Below are 15,323 nucleotides of genomic sequence, written 5' to 3'. Positions count from 1 at the left end.
ACCAATCACCTACCTTTTAATTTATCCATTTCTTCCTTCTCCTTTTCGATTTGTACTTTGATACTAGCAATTACAAAAGCTTTTTCCCTACGTTCTAATCCTTCAAATTCTTTCGGACTCATATTAAATCGATGAAGGGCATAATGTGCATACACTGACTCACCATCCCCTTCGATTAGTTTTTTGCTTCTTCAACCAAATCGTCCATTGACTTTGTAATACCGCTTATATCTGAAGCTTTCTCAAGAATTTGAGTAGCTTCACCTAAAAGGAACATTTTCTGGTATAGATTATCGGCTCCAAGGACACCGTATGATTCTTGAAGTTCTTTGTCGTTTAAATCTGGAAAGACTATAGAAGCTACACAAAGATCACGTTTATAACGAACCACATCAAATACACGCTCCTGTTTACCACCTCTACCTGGTTTATTTTTAAAGCATCTTTCATTAATGAGATCTGCTTCACCAGAAGATAATGGGCGTAAAATAATTGCCTCTTCAAAACGGTCAAGTTTTAAAGAGGCATTTTCTACTTCTTTAGCATTCCCTTTTAAAAACGATTTGAATTTACTCAAAATAAACACTCCATTTCTATTAATCTAGTCTTTTAATCTTCTATTACGCTAAATTGATCCAGGAAATCAAAATCATCAAATGTGAATTCCGTATCATCTTTCAACAAGTCATCTGAATCCCCATCAAGTGCAGCGATTAGGGCCCCATCTGGAACACAATTTTTTAATAAAACATCCTGCCTTCCAGCACGACTCGTAATATCAGCATTAATAACTTGGATATCCATGATTGGCGATTTACCTGTCTTCATATATTCGTGAGCCAGTTTACGCATCTCTGGGCGATGGTAGTGGAACTCCATATTACCTGTTCCTTCACCACCGACAATTTTACCGCCCTTCATTCGTTTTCCGACCCCTTTAACATCAGCTTTTGCATACTTAAGACGAGCGTTAATTTTTATTAATTCAGCATATTCATACACTGTGCCATCAATAGTTAGATAAACAAGTCCTTCTTTCCCACTGATAGCATCGTTGTTTTGTATTATCCGATTCATTTATCACACCCCCATTATTCACAATTTACAGTCATGTAGAGTTTCTCCATTGCATCGATAAACTTAACTCCCAGACTTGCCACAACTGCATCTTTTTCAGCACCTTGAACAATGACAATATCATCAGGGTTATAGGGTTCAATGGCTCCACGGCGTACAAGTGGATCTAATACAACCTTCATGATTTGTCCTTTGAAAGAGTTTCTTCCGTTTTCGTGATTGTCCACTTTACCGATATAAAACCGCTTATAAATGTGTTGTACATTATTTGATACAATATCCATTTGCCTAACAATCTTATTTTTTCGATAATCTTGATTCTTTTTCTGGGTAAATGACCGGAACGTATTGATATCTTGTTCTACAACAATCCTATCTACACCATCTGCTCCTTGATCATAAGTGAAGACAATGTGTCCATCTTGCAGAGCCTCCACAATTTCATCATGGCCCATCCGTTCGCAATCAATTGCTCCTGGATACTCAGCGTGTGTTAATGAATTTGTAATGGCATTTGCATATGCTGCCCCATACCAATAAACCGCCTCTTTTGCTGATATAAAGTTGTCCCCATCGAGATAAACACCATTTTTAACAGAAACAACCCCTTCATGATCTGCAGCATTATAGTTATTGGTAACAAAGGTAACATTCTTACCCTCATTTTCTCTCCACTGTTTCACTTTTAAAGAGAATAAGAGTTTTACCGTATCATCATCAGTACCAATGGAGATTGTTTTAAAGTTTTGTGTATCAAGTCCAGTTGCTAATACAGAGTATGAATCGTTTGTTGCTGCGACCGTGGTCCCTCCTGCAAGCGTTAATGTTGCATCTGCACTTGGTAGATCACCGCTAAATGAAACATATGGATTGCTAGTGAGTTCTGTTCCTGTTTCAACTTTCTGTGAATCGACCTGTGATCCATCAAAATAGGTTTTGACGGTTGCTCCACCATCAAGCCCTGCTTCTACTTTCACGGAGATTTTATTCCCATCAGTTCCACCATAAATGGCTGTAGCAGTAAATGAGCCGTTTGTTGCTGTTGCTTTATCTCCCTCGCCATTTAAGTTATAAACGATGACATCACCAGTTGCTTTAAATGCTTCTTGGATGGCCCTAATGTCTGCTAAATCTTTACCGAATAACTCTTTAAACTTAGTGTTAGGGGATACTTTCAGGAATTTTCCCGTTTCGCCCCAATCTAACATAAGAGGTATCACTACAGTTCCCTTTGAGTCTATCCCTGTTGCAACTAAATCATTCGTTTCAAAGTTGATATATGCACCAGGACGCACCTTGTTTTGAGTTTCCCAATGTCCACCAGCCATTAAGCTTTAACCTCCTTTGACTTCCATTCTTTCGCTAATTTTTCTACATCCTTTTTTGTGTAGGATTCACCATCTATTAAAACTGCTTGTAAAACAAAGCGCTCTTTCTTGCTTGCAGCATCAATAAATGCTGATTTACTATACTTTTGATCTTTACTCACTATCTTCACCCCCGAATTGCAATGTTTGCATCTTCGTTTCTTCAGTTATTTCCTTTACTAATGTCTTCACATTAAAAGTAATGACTAACGTTCCATCTTGTTTTTGCATGTCTAATTTATTTACATGAAATTGATTTCCAATGTACCGAAAAGACAGCTTAAAGGTTTCGGATACCTCATCACATTCTGTATTGTAGCTCTGGTCATCTTCAGGAAAATAGGTGACATTAATCGTGTATTCCCACTTTGAATTGTTATAGAGTTGTTTCTCATGGTGATCATGTATGATGAGCACTAAAAAAGCAGGAGTTTTTAGCCCCTGCTTAATTGGTTCATCATATACTTTTACGTTGTTATATACCTGTTTAATTTGTTGGATAATAAGAGACTTAAGTTCAGTTACCAAAGATTCTTTTCATCTCCTTCTCCACTTCTTTTTTCCACATGTTTGGTGCAATACGTTCCATCTCATCAGTAGTGAGCTTCAACATGAATTTACCCTCAACCCATCCTACTGTTTTTCCTGCAACCACGATACGGTGTCCGTTCTCAACGAAACTCGCATATTGTAATTGATTATAGAGATGGATAAAGTATGAATCTCCTTTTTTGAATACGTGGTACTTCCAATTGTTACGAAGATCCCCATTATCAACTGGCGTCATCTTCTTCACCTTACGTACTGCCAATTGTGCAATTCTCTTCGCAACTTTCAAGTGTATCTCATGGGATACCTTTTTTAATTCGATCAAGTTTTGTTTGATAAGCTTGATATCACTGTATTCATAGCCCATTAAGCATACCCTTTACGGACCAGGAACACCTCTTGGTGAGAGACATAAACATACGGTTCCTTTGCTGACTCATATTCAATGCTATCAATAATCATCTTATCTCCAGATAATACGTCATAGTTACTTGATAAAAACAGTTTTACATCATACTGAATCGTATTAGCCCCATCTTGAGTAGTGTTATTCAAAGTACTCCCAACCGTAGACAATCGACAAGGAACATCAGTGTGTTTTTCTACCCAAGTCATGCCGTCAGCACCATTAGGCTTTTCAATTTCCTCGTAACGTTTTATTACTGCTTCTTTATCGTACAAAAGCTCAACTGCAGGTGTTGCCTTTGCCATTAAATTACGTATAGTCATGAGCTACCACCTCAATTTCCTGTGACGATTAAGTTGACTTGTGTAATTAGTAAGGATGGTCGATGTTGACACTTCGCTTGCTGTCATATGGGCCTTTTCAAAGGAGACTTGTACATCTCCTTCTTTGATAGATTTGACAGTTTGATTGTCTTCGGGATTTTCACCTTTAATAAGATCAACAACCATATTAGCATGAACAAAAGTAAGCTCAGACGGAATATCATCACGATTGCAATATGTGAGAATGGATTGCTGCACTTCTTCAACATAAAGACCTAATAGTTCATCACTAGGAACTTTTTCAGATGGAAGTTTCGCCTTTACGATATCTATTACATCCATAATGGTCCCTACTCTTCTTCATCATCTTCTTCTACATCGATTAACAACGAATCATTGAAGTATTCTGCAGCCATAATAAATGTTTCACCTTTAAGATACCTCTCATCTCTATAACGGACAGGAAAATCTTTGACTTGTACTTTCATTCATTGTTCCTCCTTATGCAATTGGTTTTGCTTGAAATACTTCGTCTGCTGCTGGGAATGATGGAAGAGCCGTAGCAACTGCTTTTGTCCATGTAGACACAGGATCAACACTCTCCTCGTATACCATGGCTAATACTTGACCTATCTGACTGACTTCCACATCACTTTTACGAACAAGACGTGTCTCTTCAGGTGTAGGTCCATACAACGTCTCGCCTAGTGCCCCGTCTCCAAACATAACAAATGAATTATTAGGAAAATAACGTAATTGTTCATAAGAGCCGTTTTTCTTTTGTCTACGATACTTCGCATCATAAACTGTAATGCTAGGCAGCTCATGTTGTTGCATAAATGCATTTAAGTCTGCACGTGTAGGAACACGCATTGAGTCTTTCCCATAAAGTGCACCAATAATTTTTGGGTGACGTAATAAAGCACGTAAGACTGTATTAGAGGTTAGCGCACGTGTTGGCTTAGTATCTAATGAATCAGCCCAACGTTCTAAATCACCGATTGGATCAGATGAATCTATATCTGTCCATAAATCTGTACCACTTAAAGCTTCTTTGTGATCATCTGGGACTTGATAATTGATAGTCATGTCTAATTCGTTCTCATCTAAAGTCACTGTACCATTTGCCAAAGCTTCCATACGCATTAATTCAACACGAGCTTTGACACCAGCAACCAAGACATCAATATCATTAAATACATTTTTCATTAAATAATCTTTCTCAACTGCATTACGTGGTTCTTGAAGTGCAATAAGGTCTTTTTCCTTCAACTGCATTTTGCGTTTAATATAGGCAAGCTCTAAAGCCATCTTATCAGCTTCACGGCTACCAATTTCTGCTGGTGTATCGAACGCATGAACACTTGCGATAACAGGGAGCCTACTTCCACCCTTTATCATGTCAAATTCAAGCGTAGGCTTTTTCACTTCTGGAAAGAGTGATTCACCTAACAGAATTGGATATTTACGTTCTTTCATGTAATTCAAAATTTCCGGTTGACTAAAAAGTTCTAAAATGTCTGGCATATTGTCATCTCCTTTTCTAATTAACGATATTTAATGCCTGTCATTGCTGTTTTTGCATCATTAGTTGGTGCAACTGGTAAACGTTCTGCAATAACCCAACCTTCATATATTATTGCGCCTGGTTGTGGACCTTCCGTTACATCCACATCTGCGAACAAGATCCCTTTTGCTGTTGCATCGTTTTTTGGCCAGATTGTTCCTGCTGGTACAATTTTACGGCCATTAGCATCAGCCGTTACTCCCTCATCACTGATTTGCTCAGTGAAATTTTGAACCTTGGCACTTGCCAAGAAATTAATACGTTCTGCTTTTTCCTTACCTTTTACATACGGCATCCCTCATGCTCCCTTCCTTAATTCCAAAATGTATTGTCTACTGGCTTTGATTGTTCATTTGCTTGTTTCGCAAAATTTGCACCTGTACCTGTATTACCTCCGTCACCACCAGGAGGATTTCCATCTTGGAGTGTTGCGCCTTTTACTTGTTTCGTATCAGACACAAATAAAAAGGACTTCGATTCTTGCAGGGTTTTAATCTGCTCATCAAGTCCTTTGGTGACGTTTCCGTCTTCACTTAATTCAATTTTCTCTTTGTCGATAAGATTGACTACTAAATCGGTGTCGTGTACTTTTCCCGTAAGAGCAAGCTTAATGGCACTTGTTTGTTGAGCCTCTTTAATTTTAGTTTCATAACTGAGCTTATCTGTTTTATATTTCTTTTCAAGATCCGTTAATTTTGTTTGGAGTTCTTCGCTGCCTTCAGCTTGCTTTTTTAATTCTTTCAGGTCTTTATCTCGCTGAGACAATTGTGTTTTGATTTCATCTAGGTTTGTATTAAGCTCACTCACCTTGGATTTTTGACTTTCCACCGTCTTACCATGCTCTGACATGATCTTATCAATCTTTTCTTTATCGAGGCCTAAGCCTTCTAAAAATTCACGTTTCATTGTATCCCCTCCAGGTTACGATAGTTTTACGTGGTTACGTCCACGAACCTCGTTTATAGTTAACGCCCAAAACTGTCAAAATGGCACTACCTCTAGTTACATAAACGGTCATTAATGTTACTGAAGATATTAACATCCAAAAAAGTACGTTAATTCAATGAAACACTAGTAACAAAACTCAGTTTCGAAAACAAAGTAACTTTATTTATGTTGTATACCGTTTTCAATACTATAAATTAGCCCATAATAAAAAGCACTCCCACATTTTTATGTTTAAGTGCTTTTATACCTTAACTTGTATTTTGTTTGCTTGTTCTTCCGTTATCTCATCATAATGGATATCCTCACCTATAAATATCCGACTTTGTTCAGGTGCAGGTTCCCATTTACCATTCTTAGGATCATACCTTTCAAAATTGCCACCAATAAAACGATATAACCTTGTTGCTGTTTCACCGTTAAAGTCATATGCAAAATAGAAATCTTCCATATATACCACCTCACTTAATCTTATCTATATCTAATGGTTTTACTAAGCTTGCTGATAACTTAAACATTTCCCTAGTTATTTCAGCGCGTCTCTCTGGAGATGTAGTATCTAACCGAAACTCTTCATAAAGCGTATGCATTTTTCCATTTTTCAATTCAAAACTTTCTGGTGTATGGAATTGAACTTCAAACTTTTGTCCTTCTGGAGTAATAAATATTCCATTAACACCTTTGTAAGGATTTCGTTTATCGTTCCAAGTATTCTTAATTTTAACTTTGGCATAATCCATTTTGTGTATTTCTTCTAATACCTTAAAATATGAGTCTGTTAATTTATCCCCTGGTGATTGAAATGTGTATCTAATGACATCATTTGTTTTTGCAATAGTTTCGCTGATTATTTCAGGATCAAGACTATGTTTGCTATCTGAAGTCACTTTACGCATATAGGACTCCTTAGTCTTCAACCTGTATTCAAGTCCGACCATTTCAACCCCGGTTTTCTTTGATATATTTTGCAAGTCAGATGTAATTTTTGGCTCGTTAGCAGTAATTTTGTTATAAGCATTGAGCTTTCGATAATCACCTTTCAACTTTTTCCATTCTTCAACTTTATTATACTTTAACTCTTGAAACGCTGCAAAAGAACCTGGAACATCTTTTCCTAATACTTCCTTATACTTCTTATGCTGTGTTTTATCTGAGAAGCGATTGTTAATCATTTTCTCTTTTACTTCATTTTCATGGTTCCCTACTACATTTTTCTCGTACCACTCTTCATAGGTCATCGTATCAACAAGACCATCTACCGATTGACGTTTTTCATCTTCCATGTATTCCTCTTCATCAAAATAAGCAACTGTTGTGGTTCTACAACGAACATGAAATGGTGGAGCATTTGTACCTGGTGAGTAATCTTTAGTGAAGTATATTTCTCCATCTTGATCCCGACATATATCAGTAGTACGTTGATCTAATGTTGCTAGGATTTCATAACGCTCAATGCCAGCATCCTTATAACTCTTTTGCGCTGCATGATTATGAAAGAAGTTCGATTCTGTTCTTACAAGGGCTTCTGCCCTGTCATAAGCTACTCCTGTTTTATCAATTAACTCTTTAGATGTGCGATCAATCGAATAGCCTGCAGCAAAGCTTGCTTCAAGGGTTTTCCTAATGTTTTCAAGTGTACTCTTCTCGTGGCCCCATATACGTTTTGAAAATTCCTTTCCACTCCAATTATAAGAGAGAACATCTTTCATAATGTCATCTGTTATAATTTGAACGTTACCTGGAATACCAGCCATCGTAAAGTCAAACATAGAACGGTAATAGGAATCTTGATACACCGCAGCTAATCCAGTATAAGTATAATCTTGTAATCCATCTTTCCCACCATATAGATCAAGCATAATCAACTCAATGTGAGCCATCAAAGCCTCTAGCCTTAAAATACGTACTCGGTAACTAACGGCATTTAGTAGATTTTCAAAATCTGGATTATTTGACAGAGACATTGCTCTAAAGCGTTGTAAATCAACATCTATAAATTCCTTCATCTCTTTGGATGTAAGGTACTTTCTAGCATCTGTAAGAGTAATCTTATTATCGTTAGCATAACGAACGTAGAACGCTGTTATTTGACGGATAATCTCTTGTTGAGCTTCTTTTAATCTCACATCCATTTTAGCAAGATATTTATTTGCAGTAAGTTGAGATTCGATTTCATGTTGTAAGGCTCTTTTCTCCCAATACTTATTCATTTACTTTCACATCTTTTGGAGGGAAAGTATTTTGATAACCTTCTATTTCTTTCTTAAGTTGCTCTTCTTGCTGTTTCAATCTCTCTTCTACTTCTTCTGTGTACCAAGGATGGTTTTCACGAATTGTTTTATCATCGAGTACTCCTGTTGAATTTTGACAGTCTGTAATAACTTCTGATTCATTGATAATAATATCCCTGTTAAATATGATATTCACTTTTTCGGTTGTGAAATCTCCCTTACCCGTCATCATCAGATAGTGATCAATGAACCACAGCATATGTTCAAGGCTTGCTTGGAACTCTGACTCAAGTGTATTACAATCCGTATCTAAATCACTGTATCGATAACGTAAAGCAACACCAGAAGCATTTCCAAGGTTTTCGTCTTGCGTATCTACACCTCTACCAAACTCATAAATTGATTTACGATTACGCTCAATTTCCTTCTCCACAGCATCAGTTTCAATATCAGCCTGCAGTTTATCAACGTCACCTTTTTCATCAAGCTTAACAGCCATATACTCGTTTAAGTCGGCTAAAAATTCTGCTAAATCAGTTCCTCCGTAGTTCACTAGCTTATAAATGAATTTAGGAATGTCTGCTAATAAATCAGCATTCGTTGAAGTTTGTAGGTTGTAATTGTCTACTAGCGCCTTAATGTGTTCAACTAAAGGTTGTTCCTCTTCGTTATACTTAAAGTGAATGAGTGGTATACGATCCCATAAGTACGGTTTATCTCCAATAGTAAAGTGAAAATTCCTTTCTACTCCTGCAAGAACATCTGGAACCAACTTCCCTTCTTCTAAATCGTAGAACTTAATGCCACCTGCATGATGATACTCAACTTTTTTCAGTTTTTTCTTTTTCCCGTCCATGTAAATACTTGTTTCATAAACTCTCAGGAAAGCTATAACCTCCAAGTGTTCATTATTGGCCCAGAACGGAATAATCTGTTCCGATGGGAACTTCATAAACGATAGCTCACCATCTTCATTAATGTATGGGTAAAGATAAGCAACGCCTTTATTAATCGCTTCTTTGCCCACATTCTTAATCTTCTTTAGCAAGCCACGGTCAAACACATTGGAAAGTATGTCATTATAGGTATCATTATCAGTAGTTATACTTGGTTCCTTTGAGAGTAAATACCCGATCTTTTGATCTACTAACTTCTTAACAAAGCCGTGAACAAGCTTCTGATTAGACTTCCACTTCACTTTTTGGCTTTTATCACGGATATCCATCTTATTTCGATAGTAGCGTTCACCAATCAGCATATATTTACGCTGTTCACTCTTTTCCCACTCTTCAATTTCCTTAACTAAAATTTCATTATCGGAGATAATATTATTTTTTAAGTCAGTCATTAGGTTTTTCACCTCTCTTTCATGCCAAGGTGCTTGAAACAAATCTTCAATTAACATTGTTTCACCTCAAAAGAAAAAAGACAGCCAATTATTTTTGTCCGTCTCGTTTGTTTAAATGCCTGTATAGTGTTGGTTTGCTCATGCTAGTTGCTTCAAGAATTTCAGCAATGCTATATTCTTTGGAATCATACATTTTGAATGCTAACTCCACTTTTGAATTAGGCTTTGATGGTCTACCACCTTTGCGACCTCGTGCCCTTGCTGCATCAAGTCCTGCTCTTGTACGCTCACTTATAATGTCTCGTTCTAATTCTGCAATACTAGCCATCATTCGAAAGAAAAACTTCCCCATTGCATTTGAAGTGTCTATACTGTCTTGAAGAGACACAAAATCTACACCCTTATCTGTAAACATGTCAGTTAATTCAATCAAATGCTTCGTGCTACGGCTAATACGGTCCAGTTTGTAGACAACAACCTTGTCACCAGTTCTTAATTGTTTAATTAATTCCTGAAGTTGAGGTCTATCTTTTTTTGTACCTGTCATTTTCTCCTGGTAGATCTCATCAACGCCATAATCCTTTAATGCGTCCAATTGTAATTCCAGGTTTTGGTCTTGAGTAGAAACACGGGCATATCCAAAAACTTTATTTGACATAAATACCATTCCCTTCAATACTATCTAACAAAATAGTATCAAAAAGGGTGTGACATGTCAATAACTTAACTTTGTTTTTGTAACTTGTTATGAAACTTCTTTGATTGTTGGTTTCATAGGTTTTTATTACATTTTAAATTAACGGTTTGAAAAGTATTAAAAACACTCGTTTTTGTAACTATTTTAGTACGGATACAGAGCCACCTTTCAAATTAGATACCTCGTATCCATCTAACGAATACCACACTGCGCTAAATGAATGAGCGTCGATATTAAATTCATCAGGAATGATAAATCCTTCTTTATCAACCTTATAAGTTAAATACTTTATTTCCCTTATGACATCTGGACAATTCGATGAACAAACGATCTTCTTAAATCGTTTTACCTTTTTGGTATTAGCCAACCTTGAGCCTTGAAACTTTTTTGCGCCTTTCATTCTAAATCCCTGTTGTTTGTAGTATTCAATTGCTTTAGGCTCTGCACTATCAGCAATAATTAATTCCTTTGATTTTCTAAATTCGTCTATTTCTACTGCAGTTTTATCGTCAGTCATTTTATTTTTATAATACTGCCAATAAATATAGAGAATCTTTTTCTTGTGATCTATAGCTATACGAACAATAGCGTTATAAGATTCCTCAAAACCGAAGTCCATACCAACACGTTTAATTGGTTTTCGAATGGCATTGATAGCATCCATCACCTCGTCATGTGGCCATTCTTCGAACTGAGGTAATACTCTCACACCATTAATACCAAAATGACCTTTCCTCGCAATTCGGTAAAGGTCCGGATCATACTCTTTCATTTCCTCTAATTGTTCAACATAGCTTAAAGGTAGGAATAAATTATCATCAGCCGTTGAATGATGGTAATAGGTATCATTAACAATGATTGTGCGTTTTTCATATAATTCCTTATCATCCAGTACAATACGTTTATTTCGCTCATCTTTGAAGAAATGTAAAAATGTCCAGTTATCTTTTCCTACAGGATTCGTTGACAGAATCATATGAAGCTTTAATGTTGGATGTCTTAAACGCCCTAACAACTCTTTAAACCCTTCGTATTTGATTTCTGAACACTCTTCCAACCACACTATAGAGATGTTATGAATAGACTTTAGTTTTTGTGGTTTGTCCATTCCCTTGAAGATAATCTTGCTGCCATTAGGGAAACGTATTTGCATTGGTGACGTAATACATCGGATTTTATCATCCAGTTCAAGTTCAATAATGATTTCTTCAAACAATGAATAAGTGGAATCCCTGTGAGTATCATAAACCTCACGTACTACTAATGCTGTACGTTTTTCTTTAAGTAGTTTTAATATCAGTTTTAACGCTATGTGATAGCTTTTTGATGAACCATATCCACCAACAAGTAAAAGAAATTTAGTTGCCCAATAGAACAGGAAGTCTTCAAAATGGGGATTCACTTCTTTTTCAGTCATGCATCCTCACCTTTTTCTTTGCGTTTGATGACAATTTCAACTGGTTTATCATCTTTCTTAGTAGATATGTTATCAATTTCTGCCTTCATTTTTGTGATACGAAGACGATGTTCTTCTTTGACTTCTTCTGGAGGCAATGTTCTAACCAATTCTTCATATTGCTTGATTTTATATGACAATGCTCTCATCGCTGCTGCTTGCGCTGTTAGTAGTTTCGCCTGTTTATCCCAAGCAAATTGCAATTCGTATTCAACTTCCTCCGATGATACATTATCATCTGAATAACTCTTTTCCTTCTTAATCTCTTTCGTCAGATCTTCTTTGTCTTTAACAAACATTATTTTTTGAGCACGTATAAAGTTTGTGAAGCTAATTAGAATCTCTTCATACAAAATATCAACTGTGCCCATTCCTTCGCGTGCTGAATCATATATTTCTAGAGTTTCAGCATCATTTGGCATCCACTTCCGAAAGTAACCATGCTTCAGAGCTTTGTCATTACCAATTGGTCCACCATGTCCTCCCTTATTACCTATCGCATTTTTATTACGATGAGGCGCGCCTCGTCTTGGTGGAGTATTAGGTATTTCATTCCACTTATCAATACTTTTCCACTTTCTTATTTGACTAGGACTAACTCCAAGCTCTTCAGCGATATCTTTAGGTTTTAATTCTCTTCCACTTTTAAGCCATATTTTCAAGGCTTTCAGACGGTTAGGACTTATTTGCCTCAATCAACCACCTCCTAGCAGAATTGAGTCGGTTTTCACGTTTTTAATATAAAGTAACGTTTTGTTATTATTACAAAAGAGAAATTTCTCACAGAGATTGATATTACTGGTTTTATGCGCCTTTCCGTTTTGATTGGCAAACTGAATTGTTTTAAAAATATCCATTTTTCAAAAGTAACGTTCCCTGTTTTTGGTAGCTCTACATCCCGTGGTGTTACTGTGTTTTTGCTAAAAATGCGTCCAACATAACATAGTTCAGATTCTGTTAAACTCATAAACTACCCACAAAGCCTTATATATCAAGTGTTTCATAGTTACCTTAACTATCTACTTTACCTATCCGATTTATGTTAAGTACGGGTGTATTAATAGTATTTTAACTTTGTAATTGCATCGTTCACGGTGTCCTGTTCAATTCCAATATACCGCAAGGTATATGATGCATCTTCGTGATTTAATGCTTGTTGTACCAAGACCAGATTCTTTGTCTTTTTGTAGAGATGAAAGCCCATTGTCTTACGCATAGAATGACACGCAAGAGAATCTATATCGAATTCTTTGGCTGCTTCCTTCAAAATCATATAGGCTCGTTCTCTGGTGATAGGTTTATTTTTCCCTACACGACTTTTAAAGACATATTCATATCCTTGTTTATTTTTAAGGAAGCTTTTCAAAGCCCTCTTCAATGCAGGGTGTAATTCAATTGTTCTTTCTTTATATTTTTTCCTTTTTGTTTTTCTCTCTTTAATAGTTAAAAAGTTCTTATTTCGCAAATCTTTAACCTTTAAATTTAATATATCTGTGATTCGAAGACCTGTGTATATACCTACTAAAAACAAAATATAATCACGCTCATTTTTGTTTTTAAAATATAGTTCAATTTGTTGAATCAAGTCGGGATCTCTTATCGGTTGGACAAAATTCATATTGATTTTCCACCTACCTTATAAAAAGAAAAATGCCTGCTCAATTTGAACAGACATGAAACTTACTGCAATGCTTTTCCAAGGCATTACATTAAGAATAATCATAATAGAGATGTTATAACTGGCATATTTGCCTACTACCATAATATCACCTTAAATCCCAAATGCTCTGCCATCTTTCTGCCAAAATCCTGCCACTAACTTTTATTTTTAATGCACATACACTTCTATCCTTAATGCTAAGGCTAATTTGTAATATGCACGTTTCTTAATTCTGTAAAAAGTCCTTTCGCTTAGGCCGATTTCATTGAAAACTACATAATCACATACATCTTCTTCGGTCATACAACTTTTGATGATGACTGCTCTTTCTTGATAGCTCAATCTATTAACTGCCCTCTGTACTTTTGTTATATGTTCGTCCTTTTCAATCTCGAAGTCTACTTTTGAAATTGCAGCATCTTCTGTAGATGAATGAAATTCATTTGTTTGGGAAGGTGGCACTAATGAATAACTTGCTGTTACTTTAGGTAAATACTCTTCAGGCACACTCAATATAAACCTTCTATACTTTTCAAATGCCTCTTCTACTTTATCCTTTGTAGCTGCAGCATCAATTTTTGGCAAGACAAATTTAATTTGTTCCACTAGTACCACTCCTCAAACAATTATTTTGTACGATATGCTCCACCTGGTCCACGGTAATAACGGGGCTTGTTTTTTCCCATTAACTCTTCCCAATCTCTTTTGGAGAGACTTTCTTCAGCTTTTTGTTTACTTTTATGCTTTGTTTTGCTGTCATTTGATTGACTATTTTTGCTCTTTCCACATTTGCTCATTCTCACCACCCTCTCTTTTAAAATAAAAACGGACACCAATCCCACAGCTAAAATGCTGTGATGATCAGTGTCCGTTGGTTTTTCCATTAGGACTATAATTGATTAATTTTTGTTGTTTTAACAAGTTTTACATTGCCACCTTGCCATTGGATTGACTGTTCACCATATCCACTGTCTGGTGGCTCTATTTCTATTAATTTCCCATTCTTGATGACTATCACCTTGTTCTCTGATGTATCTATTTCAGCTGTATTTGTATTCTTCAACTGGTGAACCTCCTTATAAATACTATTTAACGCTTTTTACAAAACTTTATTTTTAAATTAAAGTAACAACCGCAGCTACAAATGAACTTTAATTGATCTGTTCCATTTCTTTTATTACTAAATAAGGTGTATGTACATAATGGACATTTTGTTTGATAAACTTCTCCTTCTTTTATCATTTAAACACCCCTACTCAACTCGCTCTATTCTCTACATCTTTAACCTTCTTTCCAATACGTCTGATTGTATCTGATAAGGTTTGTATCGTTGATGGTTCATTACAATATTCAATCCCAATTGCTTCATTTATTTCTTGGATTGATAGTGCATAATCTTGAATGTCTTGCTTCTGTTGCTCGATAACTTTAATAAGCCAATTAACATCATTTTCAACTGCAAATATACTAACTTCTGCTGTCCCTTCTTCATCACTACTTTTAACAGCATCCTTCAGTCTTTCTAAAATTAAGTTAATACGTTGTTTTTGATTCAAACTAATTCCCCCTATCAAACAAAATCTATCTTGTGTTTATTAAATCTTATAATATCCCTAGACACTATATGGTATCATTAATTTAATTTTCAACTTCAAAGAGGTGATTATTATAAAACTTAAAACTGCATTACTAACTCT

The 15,323-nt window shown here is 35.9% G+C and carries 24 protein-coding genes; all 24 read right to left on the bottom strand.

The features are described from left to right. Positions 1–5: 5 nt before the first annotated feature. Positions 6–155 carry a hypothetical protein gene (locus ACSVDA_RS15505; RefSeq protein ID WP_485884330.1) on the bottom strand — a complete coding sequence of 50 codons (150 nt, stop codon included), beginning with the start codon at positions 153–155 and terminating at the stop codon, positions 6–8. A gap of 20 nt (positions 156–175) precedes the next feature. Then, a complete protein-coding gene (locus ACSVDA_RS15500) occupies positions 176–586 on the bottom strand; it encodes a phage tail assembly chaperone (RefSeq protein WP_485884329.1) in 411 nt (136 codons plus the stop codon). A 23-nt stretch (positions 587–609) separates the two neighbouring features. Further along, complete coding sequence (locus ACSVDA_RS15495; RefSeq protein WP_485884328.1) at positions 610–1,077, bottom strand: phage tail tube protein; 468 nt, start codon at positions 1,075–1,077, stop codon at positions 610–612. Positions 1,078–1,091: 14 nt separating this feature from the next. Then, positions 1,092–2,405 (bottom strand): phage tail sheath C-terminal domain-containing protein, encoded by a 1,314-nt coding sequence (locus tag ACSVDA_RS15490; protein ID WP_485884327.1) that lies wholly within the window; start codon positions 2,403–2,405, stop codon positions 1,092–1,094. Further along, positions 2,405–2,566, bottom strand: coding sequence for a hypothetical protein (locus ACSVDA_RS15485; protein ID WP_485884326.1), 162 nt, complete (start codon positions 2,564–2,566; stop codon positions 2,405–2,407). Before ACSVDA_RS15485 ends, ACSVDA_RS15490 begins: the two co-directional genes overlap by 1 nt. Continuing rightward, complete coding sequence (locus ACSVDA_RS15480; protein WP_485884325.1) at positions 2,559–2,972, bottom strand: phage tail terminator family protein; 414 nt, start codon at positions 2,970–2,972, stop codon at positions 2,559–2,561. The genes ACSVDA_RS15485 and ACSVDA_RS15480 overlap by 8 nt, the downstream gene beginning before the upstream one ends. After that, complete coding sequence (locus ACSVDA_RS15475) at positions 2,962–3,360, bottom strand: HK97 gp10 family phage protein (protein WP_485884324.1); 399 nt, start codon at positions 3,358–3,360, stop codon at positions 2,962–2,964. The genes ACSVDA_RS15480 and ACSVDA_RS15475 overlap by 11 nt, the downstream gene beginning before the upstream one ends. Further along, positions 3,360–3,722, bottom strand: coding sequence for a hypothetical protein (locus ACSVDA_RS15470; RefSeq protein WP_485884323.1), 363 nt, complete (start codon positions 3,720–3,722; stop codon positions 3,360–3,362). The genes ACSVDA_RS15475 and ACSVDA_RS15470 overlap by 1 nt, the downstream gene beginning before the upstream one ends. A 3-nt stretch (positions 3,723–3,725) precedes the next feature. Next, complete coding sequence (locus ACSVDA_RS15465; RefSeq protein WP_485884322.1) at positions 3,726–4,064, bottom strand: head-tail connector protein; 339 nt, start codon at positions 4,062–4,064, stop codon at positions 3,726–3,728. Positions 4,065–4,072: 8 nt separating this feature from the next. Then, a complete protein-coding gene (locus tag ACSVDA_RS15460; protein WP_485884321.1) occupies positions 4,073–4,210 on the bottom strand; it encodes a hypothetical protein in 138 nt (45 codons plus the stop codon). A gap of 13 nt (positions 4,211–4,223) precedes the next feature. Beyond that, on the bottom strand, positions 4,224–5,249 hold the full coding sequence (locus ACSVDA_RS15455) for a major capsid protein (RefSeq protein ID WP_485884320.1): 1,026 nt from the start codon (positions 5,247–5,249) through the stop codon (positions 4,224–4,226). Between the two features lie 20 nt (positions 5,250–5,269). After that, positions 5,270–5,584, bottom strand: coding sequence for a hypothetical protein (locus tag ACSVDA_RS15450; RefSeq protein ID WP_485884319.1), 315 nt, complete (start codon positions 5,582–5,584; stop codon positions 5,270–5,272). Positions 5,585–5,601: 17 nt separating this feature from the next. Beyond that, positions 5,602–6,195 carry a phage scaffolding protein gene (locus ACSVDA_RS15445; protein ID WP_485884318.1) on the bottom strand — a complete coding sequence of 198 codons (594 nt, stop codon included), beginning with the start codon at positions 6,193–6,195 and terminating at the stop codon, positions 5,602–5,604. Between the two features lie 283 nt (positions 6,196–6,478). Next, positions 6,479–6,685, bottom strand: coding sequence for a hypothetical protein (locus tag ACSVDA_RS15440; RefSeq protein ID WP_485884317.1), 207 nt, complete (start codon positions 6,683–6,685; stop codon positions 6,479–6,481). Between the two features lie 10 nt (positions 6,686–6,695). Beyond that, positions 6,696–8,444 (bottom strand): minor capsid protein, encoded by a 1,749-nt coding sequence (locus ACSVDA_RS15435; RefSeq protein ID WP_485884316.1) that lies wholly within the window; start codon positions 8,442–8,444, stop codon positions 6,696–6,698. Further along, positions 8,437–9,870 carry a phage portal protein gene (locus tag ACSVDA_RS15430; protein ID WP_485884315.1) on the bottom strand — a complete coding sequence of 478 codons (1,434 nt, stop codon included), beginning with the start codon at positions 9,868–9,870 and terminating at the stop codon, positions 8,437–8,439. Before ACSVDA_RS15430 ends, ACSVDA_RS15435 begins: the two co-directional genes overlap by 8 nt. A gap of 31 nt (positions 9,871–9,901) precedes the next feature. Further along, positions 9,902–10,471: a recombinase family protein gene (locus ACSVDA_RS15425; protein ID WP_485884314.1), complete on the bottom strand. Its 570-nt coding sequence runs from the start codon at positions 10,469–10,471 to the stop codon at positions 9,902–9,904. Positions 10,472–10,649: 178 nt separating this feature from the next. Next, positions 10,650–11,927, bottom strand: coding sequence for a PBSX family phage terminase large subunit (locus ACSVDA_RS15420; RefSeq protein ID WP_485884313.1), 1,278 nt, complete (start codon positions 11,925–11,927; stop codon positions 10,650–10,652). Continuing rightward, positions 11,924–12,661: a phage terminase small subunit gene (gene terS / locus ACSVDA_RS15415; protein ID WP_485884312.1), complete on the bottom strand. Its 738-nt coding sequence runs from the start codon at positions 12,659–12,661 to the stop codon at positions 11,924–11,926. The genes ACSVDA_RS15420 and terS overlap by 4 nt, the downstream gene beginning before the upstream one ends. Before the next feature lie 362 nt (positions 12,662–13,023). Further along, complete coding sequence (locus ACSVDA_RS15410; RefSeq protein ID WP_485884311.1) at positions 13,024–13,584, bottom strand: tyrosine-type recombinase/integrase; 561 nt, start codon at positions 13,582–13,584, stop codon at positions 13,024–13,026. A 210-nt stretch (positions 13,585–13,794) separates the two neighbouring features. Then, positions 13,795–14,232 (bottom strand): ArpU family phage packaging/lysis transcriptional regulator, encoded by a 438-nt coding sequence (locus ACSVDA_RS15405; RefSeq protein WP_485884310.1) that lies wholly within the window; start codon positions 14,230–14,232, stop codon positions 13,795–13,797. A gap of 20 nt (positions 14,233–14,252) precedes the next feature. Next, positions 14,253–14,423, bottom strand: coding sequence for a hypothetical protein (locus tag ACSVDA_RS15400; protein WP_485884309.1), 171 nt, complete (start codon positions 14,421–14,423; stop codon positions 14,253–14,255). 92 nt (positions 14,424–14,515) lie between these two features. Further along, positions 14,516–14,689: a DUF3954 domain-containing protein gene (locus ACSVDA_RS15395; RefSeq protein ID WP_485884308.1), complete on the bottom strand. Its 174-nt coding sequence runs from the start codon at positions 14,687–14,689 to the stop codon at positions 14,516–14,518. A gap of 193 nt (positions 14,690–14,882) precedes the next feature. Continuing rightward, the gene (locus tag ACSVDA_RS15390; RefSeq protein WP_485884307.1) at positions 14,883–15,182 is read right to left on the bottom strand and encodes a hypothetical protein; all 300 of its coding nucleotides are present in this window, start codon (positions 15,180–15,182) and stop codon (positions 14,883–14,885) included. Positions 15,183–15,323: the final 141 nt, after the last annotated feature.

It is taken from the genome of Cytobacillus sp. Hm23 (genome assembly GCF_051842895.1).
Classification (GTDB): domain Bacteria; phylum Bacillota; class Bacilli; order Bacillales; family SM2101; genus Nanhaiella.
Note: the sequence above shows the minus strand (reverse complement) of the source record. Positions and strands in the feature narration are given on the sequence as shown.